Genomic DNA, 16386 nt, shown 5'->3' on the forward strand with positions numbered 1-16386 from the left:
TTATATGTATAAAAGACTAACTTCAAAAGTTTCTGGTTCTGCATTATTAATGGCTTTGATATTCTCATTTGTGATTATGGTGATGCTTACGGGTCTTTTATATACATTTAAGATGGGCCTTCTGACTACTAAAAGTATTATCAAAAATAATAATGAGAAAATCTTAGGTGAAACCTATATATCTAAAGTTAGAGATGATATGAATTTTACAAAATCATTTGAGTTTGAAATAGGTGATAGTAAATTTCAAATTATAGTTAATAAGGATAATATATCATCGTTTTTTCCCATCAATACAAATGCAGAACTTTTTCAGTCACAACAATACGATAGTTATGATGTGATATATAAAGCTTTTAATCTAGGTACACATGTCGATCTTACTGAAAGGATTATCTATAACGCATTAGCTGCAAATAGTTATCAAAATTTTGATGGTGATTTTACACCAATTAATGTACCTATGATAAATCCTGATGCAATGACTGATTATCAAGAGAGGATCTATCGTTTAAAAGGTGATGGCAGTATTGAAGATGCACCAAAAGGATTTATTGGCTTTGTGCAAAAGCAAAATAGGCAGTTAAATATATTTACAAAAAATGCAAAAATAGGTGTGCCAATTCCAGATAAGATGGCAACTGACTATAAAGTTAAGGTAGGCTGGAACCTTGAGAAGGGTAAGTGGACATTATATTTACTGTTATATGATACAGATAAATTATTTACTACAACTATACCTTTAGATGACCTACTTAATGAAGAAGTTAAAGGTTTAGCAGCTGATAATGAAGCTTTAGGTAATCAAATTGGTAAATGGCAAGCAGTTATAAGTGGAGGAGGGCATGGTAGTTCATCGTCAGGTGAGCAATTTACAAAAGATAATATTATCGATGTAGTATGGTATTTTGATAATAATGATGCTCCGCCTCAGCTAATGCTAGTGCGAAAAGCTAAACAAAAAAAAGGTAATCGAGAGACTTTGGAAGTTTATTACTCTGAGTATTCTACTACTAATAAAAGCTATATTCTTAAGTTAGCTGAAAAACTTTATTTCAAGGCAGAGTTAAATGAGGATACAGTTAGGTTACTAGTGCCAGATATGGCAAGTAATCTTGAGGCAAATATGGTGCTTATATTTCACCCTAATGACCAAAGTAAAACACTGATGGGTATCAGTGATTTTAACTATAACGGAGATCATCGTGTTGGTAAGAGCTTAGATACATATATTGATGGAGAGAGCTTTGGCAAACCAGTAATAGCATCTAAAACCAATGATTCGATGTATATTCTTACATTTGAGCCGAATAAGTTACATCGCTATGAATATAAAAAAGGCTATGGTAGTTTTATAAGTTTAGAATATGGCTCAAATGGACTTGAAAAAGAGTTTGACATAGATAATCAAAATAGTGATATGGTCATTGTCGGGTTACCAAAATCAAAAAAAGATGGTAATAAAAAAGATAATGGTATTCAGTTAGTTATACCAAAGTTTGGCTATTTATTTGTATTTACACCTGATAAGGTTATGCAGCTTAATTATGAACTTGACATACTTCAAGAGGTTAGTTTAGTAGCATCTAGTCCACAAATTTTAGCTGATTTTGATGCGGTCAAAAATACAATTAATAAGATATATATTCAATCAGAGGCCTTAGATTTTAAAGCACAGGAAATTAGAGATGAGCTAGGTGATCAAGATCAGCCACAAGATAAAACTGAAATTAATGATAAAGGTAAAACTTCTTCTCAAAGTAAATCTAAATCAAAATCGATAGCTGAAAGAAAAAAACAAGAGTTAGCAAAAAAAAATAGTAAAACTAAAGGTAAAGATGATGAGCCAGCTGCTCCTGTATATTTAGATAGTAAGTATCTTTATCCTTTAGGAATAGTCAAGGAAATCAAATTATGAATATCTTAGAAAATATTAATACGGAAAAAAGAAACCCTAGAAGCTTTAATCTTGATTCAATGTCTATAGCTGAAGCAGTCAGTTTAATGATAGATGAAGAGTATGGTGTGATTGAGGCTCTAAAAGAACAGCGTAATAATATAACAGAGGTGATTTCAGCAACATCTCATGCCTTAAAAAATGCTGGTAGAATTATATATGTTGGGGCAGGAACTAGTGGTAGATTAGGTATATTAGATGCTGTTGAGTGTCCACCAACTTTCAGTGTTGATTATAATACAGTTATAGGCTTGATAGCTGGTGGAGAAAAGGCTTTTATCCAAGCCCAAGAAGGAGCTGAAGATGATGCTAATTTTGGCAAAGAAGATTTACAGAGCATAAATCTTACAGCTAAAGATATTGTAATAGGTATTGCTGCAAGTGGCAGGACACCGTATGTGATTGGCGCTCTTGAGTACGCTAATTCTCTTGGTGCAACTACAGTTGCTATTAGCTGTACTAAGCAGGCAAAAATATCTCAATACGCTAAATACAACATAGAGGCAGTATCAGGACCTGAAGTTTTAACAGGTTCAACAAGATTAAAAGCTGGAACTACTCAAAAGCTTATTCTAAATATGATATCGACTCTTTCAATGGTGGCTATGGGTAAGGTTTATCAAAATCTAATGGTAGATGTAAAACCTACTAACCAAAAGCTGATTGAGCGCTCAAAAAATATTATCTGTGAAGCTACAGGAGTAGATTATAAGACAGCAGCGGATTTTTACTTAAAAGCGAATAAATCTGTCAAGATTGCGATAGTAATGATACTAAATGATTGTGATTATGAACAAGCTTTGGCAATATTAAAGAACAATAGTAATTTTATCAAAGAGTTAAAATGAGATTATTAATATTATTTATAGCTGTTATGATTAGTTTCAATGTTTATGCTGCTATTTATGAGACATATCAAAATGGTGTTCCAGAATTCTCTAATCAGCAATCTCAAGGTGCCAAACAGCTTAATTTAAGTGATGATCCAGTTTCAGTGATTGATATCGATAATATTCCACGCACAATGCTTTGGGGTAGCAATCAGCAGCAACAAGGGTATATGCCTTACTCACAAGCGCAACAGGATACGCTTCAAGCAGCTTTTCCAGAAGAATTTACAGACAATTACTTTGATTTCTATGGTAGAAATTATCAATATCATAGCTTGATGTCATCAACAATGGGTACAAGTATGTATTCACCAAGTGATGCAAATAATATGCGTCTGCAAAGAAACTACTAAATTAATTACAATTCAAACTATTGATTATAAGATTTTATGGAATCTGCTAGATCATTTTGTGAGGCGAACTTTTTTACTTCTTTGTTTAAGGAGTAACCATTTTGTGAACTTGTAAGTATAGTAACTTTATCTTTATCATTTATCTTTTTTCTAATTTTACTAATTGTAACGTCTACACTTCGGCTATAACCATCATAAGGACGATTATAAACTGCTTGAAAAAGTTTGTTGCGGTTAACGAAACTAAAAACATTTTCAGTCAATAAGAGCAATATTTTATATTCAATATTACTAAGTTGGTAAAGTATATCCTGTTTATTTTGAATTGTTTTCTCTAAAGTATCAAAAATAACTCCGTCAAAAAATAAATATCTAGAGCGAATTAGACCACTATTAATTGTAGTTTTAATTTTTGCTAATAAAAGCTTTCTATTGAAAGGTTTTGATATATAGTCTTTAGCACCAAATTCGTATGCTAGAATTTGGTCTATCTCATCATTTGAAGCTGTAGCAATAATTATATTTATATCTTTCTGTAAACATATCCTTTTACAAAAATCTAAGCCACTTTCATTAGGCATCATAATATCTAATAACATTAAGTCAATTTTTTCTGAGTTTAGAATACGTTCTGCAGCTTCTGCTGAATCTGCAATATAAACTTTATAGCCTTCTTTTTCTAATAAGTCTCTTAAGTTGATTCTTATTTCTTTTTCGTCATCGGCTACTAAAATACTTTTCATAATTATTTAATTCTAAAAATTATATTTACGTCTAATGATATCACGTAAATAAATGTAAATAAATGTAAATAAATGTAAATTATTTCTTTGGAGTTTTTAGACAACATTTTAGGAAATTTCCTTTTTTGAAATTTCAACCCATATAATATGACTTATATTAATGAGATCTTGGATGATAATATAGCTTAGATGTTATAGTAGTTTTTGTTGAGGTTATTTTATGCACCTTCTATTCTTCATCAGTTGATAAAACTTCCCATTCTTCGTTATCAGTTGACAAATCATCATCACTCTCTAATTGTGCCTTAAGCTTTAAGATTGATTTGGGCAAACCTTTAGGCTTACCAGTATCCATAGAAATTTTAAGGGGTTGAATTTTTTCAATCTCTAAAATTAAGAATTTTAGCTCATCAATTTCTTTACGATACTCCATATCATTATCTGACATACTATTTTCTTCAAGCTTATTGATAATTTGCTTTAATTTTGCTCTTAATTCTAATTTGGTTTGTTTAAGTGTATCTTTACTATAATGACGTAATTCTTCTCTCAATTGTTTAATTTTATCTTTAGTAGTATCCTTAGATTCAGTTAGATACTCTAAGTAATCAGCAAGTATACTGATATCGTCTTGTTGGTGTATTTTTTTGATATTTTCATCTCTGACTTCCTCAAAACTTTCTTTAGAGAGATTCCAATAACGTTGCATAGAGTGGTGGGTTAGTATTGGCTTATACCATTCATGTGAGAATCTATCTTTTAAAGGTATATCTATACCTACATGTTTTGAGTTAAGTGAGCCCAACATGATAGAAGGTACTAGATCTCTAGCATTCCAAAATCTTATAATATTTCCTTTACCAACTTTTTCTTCAATAATTTTAGCGCCTTTGCTATCAACAAATCTAGGAGCACCAAAACTAATGTTATATACTTTCGCATTTTTCATCACAGGATTATTTTTAGTATATGCTGGTAATATATGCGATTTAATATGATAAGTCATTAATGTAGATAATGATCCTCCTAAACTATGTCCTAGTACAATTATCTCCGGTGGAGTGGTATTTGAATACTTATCTATAAATTCTTTTATTGAATTTTTAACTGGTTTTAACTCTTCAGTAAACATTGATAGAATACCTTTGTGTATACTAAAACCACCTTCACCAACATTATGATCAGCATTACCAGTAGAGCCCCAAGCTTGTAAGTTACCGATCCAATCAGATATACTTTTGCTACCTGCATAAACAATAATCATCTTATTTTCTTTTGCACTATAAAGGATAACCCCTGATAGTTCAGAATTGTTACGATAAAGAATATTAACAACTTCAAATTCGCTTGTCTCTAACTCACCAAATATAACACTCTCTTTTAAGTTTTTGACAAATCGATTGTCTAAACTTTTTTCTTTCTTTTGTTCATTTTTGAGAGTTTTTATAATTTCTCTTAGATTCTTTTTAAGAGATTTTACATTATTGACTTTCTTGTTTAAAAGTGGATTGTTGTCATATTCCTCTGCTTCTTCAATAATTTTATTTATTTCTTTTTTAGATAATTTATCTTTTACTTTTCTCAATAAATTTTCATAAAAATTAATACTTTCTTGTGTATCATTATAAGACTCATCATCTTGAGAAAGAGAGGCTTCATTTGAAATATTGTAAACTACTGATGTTAATCGAGCATACATGCTTATTTCTTCTGGTTTAATCTTTCTATATAAAGAGTCTGCAGGAAATGATGTATAATCATACTTACTTAGGTATCCTGATTGTTTTCTATTTACAAACCAGTGGTATAAGTTAAGGTAAGAACCATTTGACTCTGCTAGTTTTAGATTTTTCTTGGATTTGTTAAGATCAGATTGCAACTTATCCATTTTCTGAGTTAAGTCTGCTTCATTTAATTCTAAGTTGTGAATATCATCTAACTGTTGTGAAATGTTGACTAATTCAGGCGAGTTAATATTATTCCTAGCCAATAAATTAACATACTCTGAGCCAAAAGATAGACTACTAGAAAGAGCTAAACCTAATAAAACTATTTTTTTCATTTTTACTCCTATTTTTATATTTTAGATTAAATAATTACTTTAAAGTTAACGATAATTGTATTGAAAATAATGTTAATAGGTGTTCAATATTGCAAAAAATTGTAAGCACTTTATTACTTTTGTATTTTTTGAGCTAAACAGCTAAGTTTACTAAGCAGAAGAAAGTCAATTTAACAGTGAAAAGTTTATTGGGGACTTCAACAAATTCAAAAGCAAGTTGTCAAAATATCTTTTATAATCTAGCTAAAATAATCTTTATAAACTTAGATATAAAAATATTCTAAACTCAGTGTGTGAATTAGCCAAAATTTATATGTAATCAAATTATTTAATAAGTTTGATCTTTAAATTTAGTAGTCACTTTTAAACCATGTGGTTTATTGTTTTCGATAGATACTTGGACATTATTAGCTTCAAATATTTTTTTTACGATACATAAGCCTAGCCCTGTACCAGGTATATCACTATTTCTAGCTATATCCGAGCGAAAAAAAGGTTGCCATATTTTATTGAGATCAGCTTCTTTAACACCTGGTCCTGTATCAGTAAATGTCACCTCTATAAACTCTTGTTTACGCGAGATAGCAATATCAACACAACCAGCGTATTTAATAGCATTATTGATTATATTTGAAAAAGCTCTTTTCATTTCTTTGATTTGAATATACACAATTCCTTCATCAATTGATGAAGAGAAATTTACACAACCATAAACTTCATAATCCTCACATAAGCATTCTGCAAAATTTACAATATCTGTTTTAATAAACTCAACTTTTTTATTACACTTTTTGTTATAAGTAGATATCTGAGAGAAAAGGTATTCTATATCATCAAAATATTTAAGAATTAATGAATTATCAGAATATTTATTCTCTATCAATAGTTTAGCCTTTGTAAGAGGAGTTTTTAAATCATGAGAAATCGCATTTAGAGTAAAAACTCTATTTCTTATTTCTTTTTTTAGAGAAAGTATAACTTTAAAAATAGTTTTTGGAATAAGTTGAATATTTTTAGGAGCAAAAAGAGAAAAGTCTTTTATCTCACTATCGACTATTTTTAGTATCTTTTTGAACCTAATTAGACTAAACAGTAAAGATTGACTATATATTATATATAAAGGAAAGAAGATTGATATTATTATCGATAATAATAATGAAATGTAATATAGATAAAATTTAGCTCTACTTTTAATATGAATGTTAAAACATCTATCGTATTTAGGATAGCAGATAGATATATCTTTTATAATGCTGTGGTTTCCAGTATATTTTTCGACTTTTTTTCTTTGTAGTTCATGGTTAGCTTTAGTATCAAAAAGCTTTATAACCAAATCATTTTTAGGCTTAGTGCTTATAGTATATGTTACTTCTGCTGAGCTTTTATCTATACTATATATAGTGTTAAATTTTGAATTAATATATTTATTATCTACTAACTCATCATAGAAAGAGTAGCTCAAATCAGTGATTATATTTATAGATCTGTATATTTGTGTATTTAGATAATAAGCATATGAAATATATAAGAAAAATAAATTGAATATAGCTATAAGAATAAGTATCACTGAAATAGCTAGAGACAATATTTTTTTACTATTCTTATGCTTATTCAACATATATTACTTTTTATCAAAAATTGTAATTTTAAATTGTACTAAATAACATAAATCAAAAAAATATATTTTATCTTAAAACAGTAACATTCTTAATTTATACTGATATTGGTCATCAATATCTTAAAGACTGATTAAAGGGACTCGCTTGCTGGAGCAGTGATGCTTCAAAGAGCAAGTTGTTATACTTAAATTAACAAACCTAAATGACCAAACAAGGAGTCTATTAATCAGTCTCTTGTTTTAATCCGTGTAGACCTAAAAGCTCAATGCCACAAGCAATACAGGTTGATAATTAATTAGACAAATACTTAGGTGATGCTTATTATAAACATAAATACAAATAATAAATTTATTAGTTATCTACTGTATTTGCAGCTTTCTTAGTAATATTGTGAGGATAAATCATATTTAGAACTATTTTCAAAGTAGAACCTTGAGCGAGTATTGATAAGATAACTACAGTATATGTAATACTGACTATAACATTACCTTCATCAGGTAATGATAAAGCCAAAGCTAGGGATATACCTCCTCTAACCCCAGACCACGCTACGAGTAAATTATCTCTAGCTGATGCTCGTGTAAGCTTTTTATCAATTACAGTGATTGGTATTGATATACTAATTAACCTAGCGAATGTCACAATAAATATACCAGCAGCACCAACCCAAAAAGCACCATGATTAAATGGTATGCTAGTTAACTCTAGACCTATTAGTATAAATAAGAAAGAATTAAGCATATTATCAATAACCATCCAAAAGTTATCGAGCTTTTCTATTTGATCTGGTGAGGTTTTTTTACGGTCAGAAAGATTATTACCGATGAATAAACCAGCAACGACCATGGCAATAGGGCCTGATACATGTAAGCTATGAGCGATTACATACCCCATGCTTGCTACAGCTAGGGTTACAAAAATTGAAGTTTCAGAGTCTTGATTAGTTTTTAAAAATATAAGTGCGACTCTAGCAAAGATATAACCAAGCAGTATTCCTCCACCAGCTTCTGAACCAATTTGTTTAGCTATTATCCAAACATATTCAATCCCGTGACCATTAATAGCTTGCCCAAATTCACCACCACTACCAAAGAAAAAGATATTTGACATTACTACGAAAAGGACAATACCTGTAGCATCATTAAATAATGACTCACCAACTACACGGGTTTTGATATGTTTAGGTATAGATTTGTTGCCAGCAAGAGTACTAATTACAGCAATAGGGTCAGTAGGAGAGATTAATGCACCGAAGACTAAGCAATAGCCTAAGCTGATATCAAAACCTACCAATAGACAGAAGCCATAAATTAATATAGCAGTTGTAAGCGCTGATAATAATAGACCAATGCTTGCAAGTCCAAATATGGCTTTTAGCTCTTTTTTTAGATCAATCATATTAAAATGTAGTGCATTGGCAAATAATAAGAAAGATAGCATTCCATCAAGAACTGTTTTTTTGAAATCAAAACTTGATAAAGCAACTACTAAAAAATTCGATGAGCTTAAAAAAGAAGCGCACAGTGCCGAAAAGGTTATTGAGAGAATTGTTAAGCCTATTGCCTTGGGTAACTTTAGAAACTTAGTGTTAATGTAACTCATCAATGCTGCTACAACAGTTAGCAAACTAAATAAAAAATATTCACTCATAATAATTCCCTATAAGCCACAGCTGTATTCCCAACTGCATGCTTTTGATAACTCTTCTAATAAATTCTTTTGTGTAAAGAAACCATCACTTAACTTATTAAAAGGTAGATCTCCAAACATAAATCTGTTTGTTTTAACTTCTAAATCAGTTACTTTGTCAATATCTTGTTTAGTTAATAATTTAAACTGCTGTTGTGTTAAATGTATACATGGTTGGCACTCAAGACTGTGTTTGGTTGGCTCAAACGGTAATTCTCTGGTTAAATCAAGAATGTCTTCGTAGCTATGATTTAGTAAAGGATATGCTAAAGGTCTATAATCATATCTTTCTTCTTCATCTATGTTTTTTAAAAGCTGTGAGACAGTAGACATATTTTTACGATGACTAAGTAAGATAGTGACATTGCCATCAGTATCAAGCTCATCGATTTTATTGAGTAGAGTTATACCTTTTAGAAAACCAGCACACCAACTAAACTTTTGCGATGGAAATTGCTTACGCGCTAAAACTAGTTGTTGGAAAGTATTTTCTGACTTTAAATGAAAGTGGCTGATATTTTCTTTTGTTAGCCAGTCAAAAACTGCTGTTAAATAATTACTCCAGTTAGCGGCGGCAAATCCTGTATCTACAGATAAGACACAGAAGTTACCTGATAAATTTTGCTTTGCCCAGCATATAAGAGCTAAAGAATGAATGCTGTAGTTAGCAATAATTATATTATCTAACTTTTGCATTTTACATTCCTATGATATCTTTGACTTCTTTGAGTTTATTTTTTGCAAAAGGGCGTACTTTTGCAGCTCCTTGGCTAAGAATATCATCAACAATTTTAGGATTATTTATATAATAGTCATATTTCTCTCTGGCATCTGCTAGATACTCATTTATTTTCTCAAAAAGTATTTGCTTGGCATCTCCCCAGCCAAATCCACCTGCTAAGTATTTCTCTTCTAGTGAGGTTATCTCTGTTTGGTTAGCAATACTTTTATATATTGCAAAGATAGTACAATTATTTGGATCTTTTTTCTCTTCAGGTGTTTGAGAATTTGTAATGATTTTCATCACTTGTTTTCTAAGTTTCTTCTCGGTTGAGAAAATAGCTATAGTATTATCGTAGCTTTTTGACATTTTACGACCATCTAAACCAAGTATCGTTTGGCTACTCTCACTTGTTAGAGCTTGTGGTGCTTTGAGAACTAGTTTTTGGTAAATGTGATTGAAACGGTTAGCAATATCTCGAGCTATTTCTATATGTTGGATTTGATCTTTACCCACAGGAACTAGATCTGCATCAAACATAAGAATATCCGCAGCCATAAGTACAGGGTAGTTAAATAACCCCATAGTTATACCTTTATCCGGGTCGGTATTCTCCTCTTGAAGATTCTGATCAACTAAAGCCTTATATGCATGAGCACGATTAAGCAAACCTTTAGCAGTAGTTGTACTGATAATCCAAGTTAGTTCCATTATCTCAGGGATATCTGACTGACGATAGAAATAAGCTTTATCTGGGTCAAGTCCAAGTGCTAACCAAGATGAAGCTATTTCATGAATATATTGCTGGCGTAATTTTCTATCCCAAAGCTTGATTAATGAATGTTGATCAGCAATAAAGTACATACATTTATACGCCCCATTGTTAATCATTTCTATCGCTGGTTTGATAGCACCAATATAATTACCTAAATGTGGTGTCCCTGATGGAGTAACACCAGTCAAAATTATTTTTTGTGACATCTTGATCCTACTGGTTATAAAATAGATTAATTTATAGCTTAAACTGGTATAAATTGTAGCATACAAGAGTTATTAAAAATAAGAAAATTTATTCTAAATTAATGGAGCGGGAAACGAGGCTCGAACTCGCGACCCCAACCTTGGCAAGGTTGTGCTCTACCACTGAGCTATTCCCGCAAATTTTTGAAACATGGCACACCCAAAGGGATTCGAACCCCTAACCGCTCGGTTCGTAGCCGAGTACTCTATCCAGTTGAGCTATGGGTGCAAGATTTGAGCCATATTATATAGCCTTATCTTTAGTTAGTCAAGTTTGTTATGTCATTAATTGTTGCAATTAATTTATTTTCTAATTCTTGATCACTTAGTTCAGTATTATCTATGACAAAGTCAGCGATTTTTTCTCTTTCTTTATCAGATATTTGTAGATTGATAAAAGCAACAGCTTGTTGTCTATTTTTGCCATCGCGCTCCATTAGTCTTCTAATTCTAGTTTCAAGATCTGCTTTGATAACTATTACTTTTTTTAGATAGTCATAGTGACGAAAGTTGTATGGTCCTAGTAGTGGGATGTCAACAATTGTCATAACAGAGTCAGACTCTTTTAATTGTTTTGTTATCTCTTTGTTGATTACTGGGTGTAAATAATCTTCTAACCATTTTTTAGCCTCTTTAGACTCTGTAATAATAGCTCTAAGCATCGCTCTGTTTATCTGCTTATTCATTATTACTTCATTACCAAATTTTTCAGCTATCTTTTTTATGACTGAAGGTTTTTTAGTGATTTCTCTACTTATGGTATCTGCACATACAACATTTAAATTCATTTTCTCTTTGAGAATTCTTGTTGCTGTTGATTTACCACTTGCAATACCACCAGTTATACCAATTGGATAAGTGTTTATAAAATTCATCTACAACTTGCTTGTAAAAAATTATTTGAGCACAAATTTTAATATTTTTTTTTTAGAAAGTCATATCTTTTTTGAATAAAATACATTTTGAGCTTAAAATAACTATAGTTTTTATTATAAATTGATATTTCTGTGTCGCTTAAAAATATTATCCTAGAGCGGATAAAATCATCTAAACAGCCGTTACCATTTAGAGATTTTATGCAGATGGCTCTATATTACCCTCAATTGGGCTATTATTCTGGAGTAAAAGAAAAAATCTCCTCTCAAGGCGATTTTGTCACTGCTACATCACAGACCTCACTATTTGCGCGGACTTTTGCTAGACAGTTTGCCTTAATACTTTCTGAGCTTGGTGATGATTGTAATATTATCGAATTTGGTGCAGGTAATGGTAAGTTTGCTGCGGATTGTATCGATGAGCTTGAGAATTTAGCAGTTCTACCCAAACATTACATAATCTTAGAGTTAAGTAATGATCTTAGATCAAGGCAGCAGCAATATATCAAGAAAAATTTACCTCATTTATATGGTAGGTTTGTTTGGCTTGATAAACTACCTGAGCAAAAGATTAAGGCTATTGTCTTTGCAAACGAGCTTTTAGATGCAATGCCTGTGGATGTTTTTAGAGCTAAAAATAATACTCTAATACAGCAGGGTGTTATTGTTACAGGGGATACCTTTGAATTCTCTGATATGCCACAAAATGATGTCCGCTTTGAGTATGAATCAATTAGACTTCTAGATGACGGCATCACCTTTGATGATGGTTATACAAGTGAATTAAACACATGGATAAGACCATGGATTAGTTCTTTAGGTAAGTTTTTATCGCAGGGTATAGTTTTCTTATGCGATTATGGCTACCACAGAGCTCTGTATTATTCACAACAACGGTATATGGGTACTTTAGCATGTTACCATCAGCATCATGTTAACTTTGAACCATTTATAAATATTGGCAAGCAGGATATTACTGCACATGTCGATTTTACAACTGTCACTGAAGCAGCAGTTGAAGTAGGTTTTCAACTTGATGGCTATATGACGCAAGCAAACTTTCTCAAAAGAGCTGGTATTTCTCGAGTCTTTAGTGATATATCAAAACGTTTAAATACAAATCAGCAGTTGAAATACAGCAATGATATAAAAGACTTACTACTTAATCACAAGCTTGCTGAAGTCTTTAAAGTTATTGCTTTTTCAATGGATTTCGATTTTGTTTTAGATGCATTTGATAACCAAGACAATATTGATTATCTGTTATAAATATATTAACCTAAACCATAGAGAGTTTACTTTAGTAGTGGTAACTTGATCTACAAATAAGAAAAAAAATTTAAGTCTTTATAATAAATTTATAATTTTGGATGATTTTAAATTACTATTTCTGTAACAAGATAAATTGGCAGAAATTTGATCTTTCATTGGTTTTGTAAGTATCAAATAATAATCTCAACGCCTCAGGAGGTCTGTTTTGATGGACGTTTACTAAGCTTGGATGAAGTGCTTGTTGAGAGTTGATAATTTTAAAGCTTGGATTTTAATTGAGATAAAAGACTCTATAAACTAATTGTTTTAGCGAAAATATCTAGACTTATAGCAATCTTTGAGATTATTGAAGTTGTTAATAAAATTTTACAAGATTATAATTAAATACATATTAATAGTTAACAAGCTTGTTACTGGTTGATGTTGTCTATCTATTGGCTTATAATCGGGCAGTAAGTTTTAATTTCGTTAATATTCGATTAATTCGGAGGATAAAGGATGTCGGATTTTACTAAAGATATTGATGTTTTAGAGACCCAAGAATGGCTTGAGGCCTTTGAAGATGTCATTAAAAGAGAAGGTGTTGATAGAGCTAAGTTTTTGGTTGAACAATTGTTAAATAAAGGTTCTGAGCTTGGTGTTGAGAATGCTTATGCGACAGCTAAAATCAAAAAATATGTTAACTCTATAGATGTTTCTGAACAGCCTAGTTATCCTGGTGATATTGAGCTTGAGCAAAAGATTGAAGCTATAAATAGATGGAATTCAACTGTTATCGTAGCACATGCTAACAAAAAAGATGGTTCAATAGGTGGCCACATTGGTACTGGTGCTGGTGCTATGACTCTATATGAAGTTGGTTTTAACCACTTTTGGAAAGCTCCAAATGAAAATCATGCAGGTGATTTAATTTTTTACCAAGGACACCTTTCTCCAATAGTTTATGCGCGTTCATTCTTGGAGGGTAGAATAACTGCAGAACAATTAGAAAACTTTAGAAAACAAGCATTTAATGGACAAAATGCTGTGTCTTCTTATCCTCATCCTTATTTACAGCCTACTTATTGGCAGTTCCCTACAGTGTCTATGGGACTTGGTCCTCTGCAAGCCATTTATCAAGCTAGATTTATGAAGTATCTAGAGGCAAGAGGGCTAGCTAAAACTTCTGATCGTAGAGTTTGGGCTTTCTGTGGTGATGGTGAGATGGATGAGCCAGAGTCAATCGGTTCTATCACTAGAGCCGGTCGTGAAGGTTTAGATAATCTTATATTTGTAGTTAACTGTAACCTACAAAGGTTAGATGGGCTTGTAAATGGTAATGGTAATATTGTAGAAGAGCTTGCAGATGTGTTTATGGGTGCAGGCTGGAATGTTATCAAAGTACTGTGGAGTAGTGATTGGGATAAATTATTAAATGATCCAAAAGCAGGCAAAAAGTTACAAGAAAGATTAAGCTCATTAAATGATGGTCAGATGCATACTATTAAAGCACATGGTGGGGCAGAATGTAGATCGGTAGTCTTTAGCGGAGATGAAGACTTAGAAGCTCTAGCTAAAGATATGACAAATGAGGATCTTACTGCGCTGCGTCGTGGTGGTCATGATCCACTAAAAATTTATGCTGCATATAAAAAAGCTGTAGAAAATGCAAATGGCCGTCCAACTCTTATCTTACCTATGACTGTTAAAGGCTATGGCTTAGGTGAGTGGGGAGAGTCTAAAAATATCGCCCACAACGTTAAAAAGCTTGATACTGATGCACTTGAGCATATCAAAAATAGATTTGATGTGCCTGCAACTAAAGAAGATGTTGAAAACTACAGACTTATCACGTTAGATAAAAACTCTCCAGAGATGAAATATCTACACTCTAAGAGAAAAGAATTAGGTGGCTATATTCCTAAAAGATTAGAGAATAAACAACCTCTAGAAATCCCAAGTTACAAAGATTTTGCTAAGAGTCTGCTAGATGATAGTGGCGACAGAGAATTCTCAACCACTACCGCATTTGTGAGAATCTTATCGCATTTGGCAAAAGATAAGCAAATCGGTAAGCACATTGTACCAATCACAGTTGATGAGTCGCGTACTTTCGGTATGGAAGGATTATTTAGACAACTAGGTATCTATAATCCGCAAGGCCAGCAATATGTACCAGAAGATAAGCAGCAAGTGATGTTCTACAAAGAAGCTAAAGATGGCCAGATCTTGCAAGAAGGTATTAACGAGCAAGGCGGTTTTTGTTCTTGGATCGCAGCAGCTACTTCATATAGCGTGCATAAGGTGCCAATGATTCCTTTCATGATTTACTACTCGATGTTTGGTTTCCAAAGATTTGGTGATCTTGCATGGGCGGCTGGTGATTCTATGGCAAAAGGTTTTGTTATAGGTGGAACATCAGGGCGTACAACTCTAAATGGTGAAGGTCTGCAGCACGAGGATGGTCACAGCCATATCCAAGCTGGTCTTATACCTAACTGTATATCTTATGATCCTACGTATGCTTATGAATTAGCTGTAATTCTTGACAAAGGTATGAAGAGAATGTATGTTGATGGTGATCATGTATATTACTATATCACCGTAATGAATGAAAACTACTCTCATAGAGCAATGCCGGAAGATTGTCAAGAGGGTATTATCAAGGGCCTATATAAGTTAGAAGAAGAGAAAAATCCAGCAGCTAAACATGTGCAGTTATTAGGTTCAGGCTCTATCCTAAGAGAAGTTGAAGTTGCAGCTAAGATGTTAAAAGAAGAGTATGGTATTACTTCTAATATTTGGAGCATGACTTCAGCAAACGAGCTTTACAGAGAAGCTAAAGATGTGGCTAGAACTAATATGCTTCATCCAACTGCTGAGAAAAAAGAAAGCTATATTGAGAAGTGCTTTAAGAATGAACAAGGTCCTGTAGTTGCTTCTACTGACTATATCAAGTTGTATACCGATCAGCTAAGAGAGTTTATACCACATACATTTGTAAACCTAGGTACTGATGGTTTTGGTAGATCTGATACTCGTGCAGCGCTAAGAAGTTTCTTTGAGGTCGATAGATACCATGTCGTTGTTGCTTCATTATATGCGCTATGTCTAGATGGCAAAGTTGAAGCTAGCGAGGTTAAGGCTGCGATTGAGAAGTACAATATAGATCCAGAGCGTATGGCACCATTGTATAGCTAATTGGT

General features: G+C 32.1%; 12 protein-coding genes and 2 tRNA genes. 5 read left to right on the forward strand and 9 right to left on the reverse strand.

The window, feature by feature from the left end; all coding sequences use genetic code 11:
- Nucleotides 1-4: 4 nt before the first annotated feature.
- From CGC45_RS01400 to CGC45_RS01410, 3 genes are read left to right on the forward strand one after another with little or no spacing between them, the layout of a single operon-like run.
- Entirely contained in the window at nt 5-1918 is a 1914-nt protein-coding gene (locus CGC45_RS01400; RefSeq protein WP_071628624.1) for a hypothetical protein, read from the forward strand.
- Entirely contained in the window at nt 1915-2805 is an 891-nt protein-coding gene (murQ, locus tag CGC45_RS01405) for an N-acetylmuramic acid 6-phosphate etherase (RefSeq protein WP_071628625.1), read from the forward strand. The genes CGC45_RS01400 and murQ overlap by 4 nt, the downstream gene beginning before the upstream one ends.
- Nucleotides 2802-3200, forward strand: a complete 399-nt coding sequence (locus CGC45_RS01410; RefSeq protein ID WP_071628626.1) for a hypothetical protein — start codon at nt 2802-2804, stop codon at nt 3198-3200. Before murQ ends, CGC45_RS01410 begins: the two co-directional genes overlap by 4 nt.
- 17 nt (nt 3201-3217) lie before the next feature.
- Here the strand turns inward: CGC45_RS01410 and CGC45_RS01415 are convergent, their stop codons facing one another.
- The 9 genes from CGC45_RS01415 to coaE form a co-directional block, all read right to left on the reverse strand.
- Nucleotides 3218-3943, reverse strand: coding sequence for a response regulator transcription factor (locus CGC45_RS01415; RefSeq protein WP_071628627.1), 726 nt, complete (start codon nt 3941-3943; stop codon nt 3218-3220).
- A gap of 229 nt (nt 3944-4172) precedes the next feature.
- A complete protein-coding gene (locus CGC45_RS01420; protein WP_071628628.1) occupies nt 4173-6005 on the reverse strand; it encodes a lipase family protein in 1833 nt (610 codons plus the stop codon).
- Between the two features lie 328 nt (nt 6006-6333).
- Nucleotides 6334-7623 (reverse strand): sensor histidine kinase, encoded by a 1290-nt coding sequence (locus CGC45_RS01425; protein WP_071628629.1) that lies wholly within the window; start codon nt 7621-7623, stop codon nt 6334-6336.
- 352 nt (nt 7624-7975) lie between these two features.
- Nucleotides 7976-9274, reverse strand: coding sequence for a cation:proton antiporter (locus tag CGC45_RS01430; protein WP_071628630.1), 1299 nt, complete (start codon nt 9272-9274; stop codon nt 7976-7978).
- A 9-nt stretch (nt 9275-9283) separates the two neighbouring features.
- Nucleotides 9284-10009 carry a hypothetical protein gene (locus tag CGC45_RS01435; protein ID WP_071628631.1) on the reverse strand — a complete coding sequence of 242 codons (726 nt, stop codon included), beginning with the start codon at nt 10007-10009 and terminating at the stop codon, nt 9284-9286.
- Nucleotide 10010: 1 nt separating this feature from the next.
- On the reverse strand, nt 10011-11015 hold the full coding sequence (gene trpS / locus CGC45_RS01440) for a tryptophan--tRNA ligase (protein ID WP_071628632.1): 1005 nt from the start codon (nt 11013-11015) through the stop codon (nt 10011-10013).
- Nucleotides 11016-11117: 102 nt separating this feature from the next.
- Nucleotides 11118-11192, reverse strand: a tRNA-Gly gene (locus tag CGC45_RS01445).
- A 14-nt stretch (nt 11193-11206) separates the two neighbouring features.
- Nucleotides 11207-11283 (reverse strand) — tRNA-Arg (locus CGC45_RS01450).
- A gap of 31 nt (nt 11284-11314) precedes the next feature.
- Complete coding sequence (gene coaE / locus CGC45_RS01455) at nt 11315-11929, reverse strand: dephospho-CoA kinase (RefSeq protein WP_071628633.1); 615 nt, start codon at nt 11927-11929, stop codon at nt 11315-11317.
- Between the two features lie 132 nt (nt 11930-12061).
- Here coaE and CGC45_RS01460 point away from each other — a divergent pair, with 132 nt between their 5' ends.
- Nucleotides 12062-13198 carry a class I SAM-dependent methyltransferase gene (locus tag CGC45_RS01460; RefSeq protein ID WP_071628634.1) on the forward strand — a complete coding sequence of 379 codons (1137 nt, stop codon included), beginning with the start codon at nt 12062-12064 and terminating at the stop codon, nt 13196-13198.
- 501 nt (nt 13199-13699) lie between these two features.
- Nucleotides 13700-16381 (forward strand): pyruvate dehydrogenase (acetyl-transferring), homodimeric type, encoded by a 2682-nt coding sequence (gene aceE, locus CGC45_RS01465; protein WP_071628635.1) that lies wholly within the window; start codon nt 13700-13702, stop codon nt 16379-16381.
- The last annotated feature ends 5 nt before the right edge of the window (nt 16382-16386 follow it).

The organism is Francisella opportunistica (assembly GCF_003347135.1).
Classification (GTDB): Bacteria; Pseudomonadota; Gammaproteobacteria; order Francisellales; family Francisellaceae; genus Francisella; species Francisella opportunistica.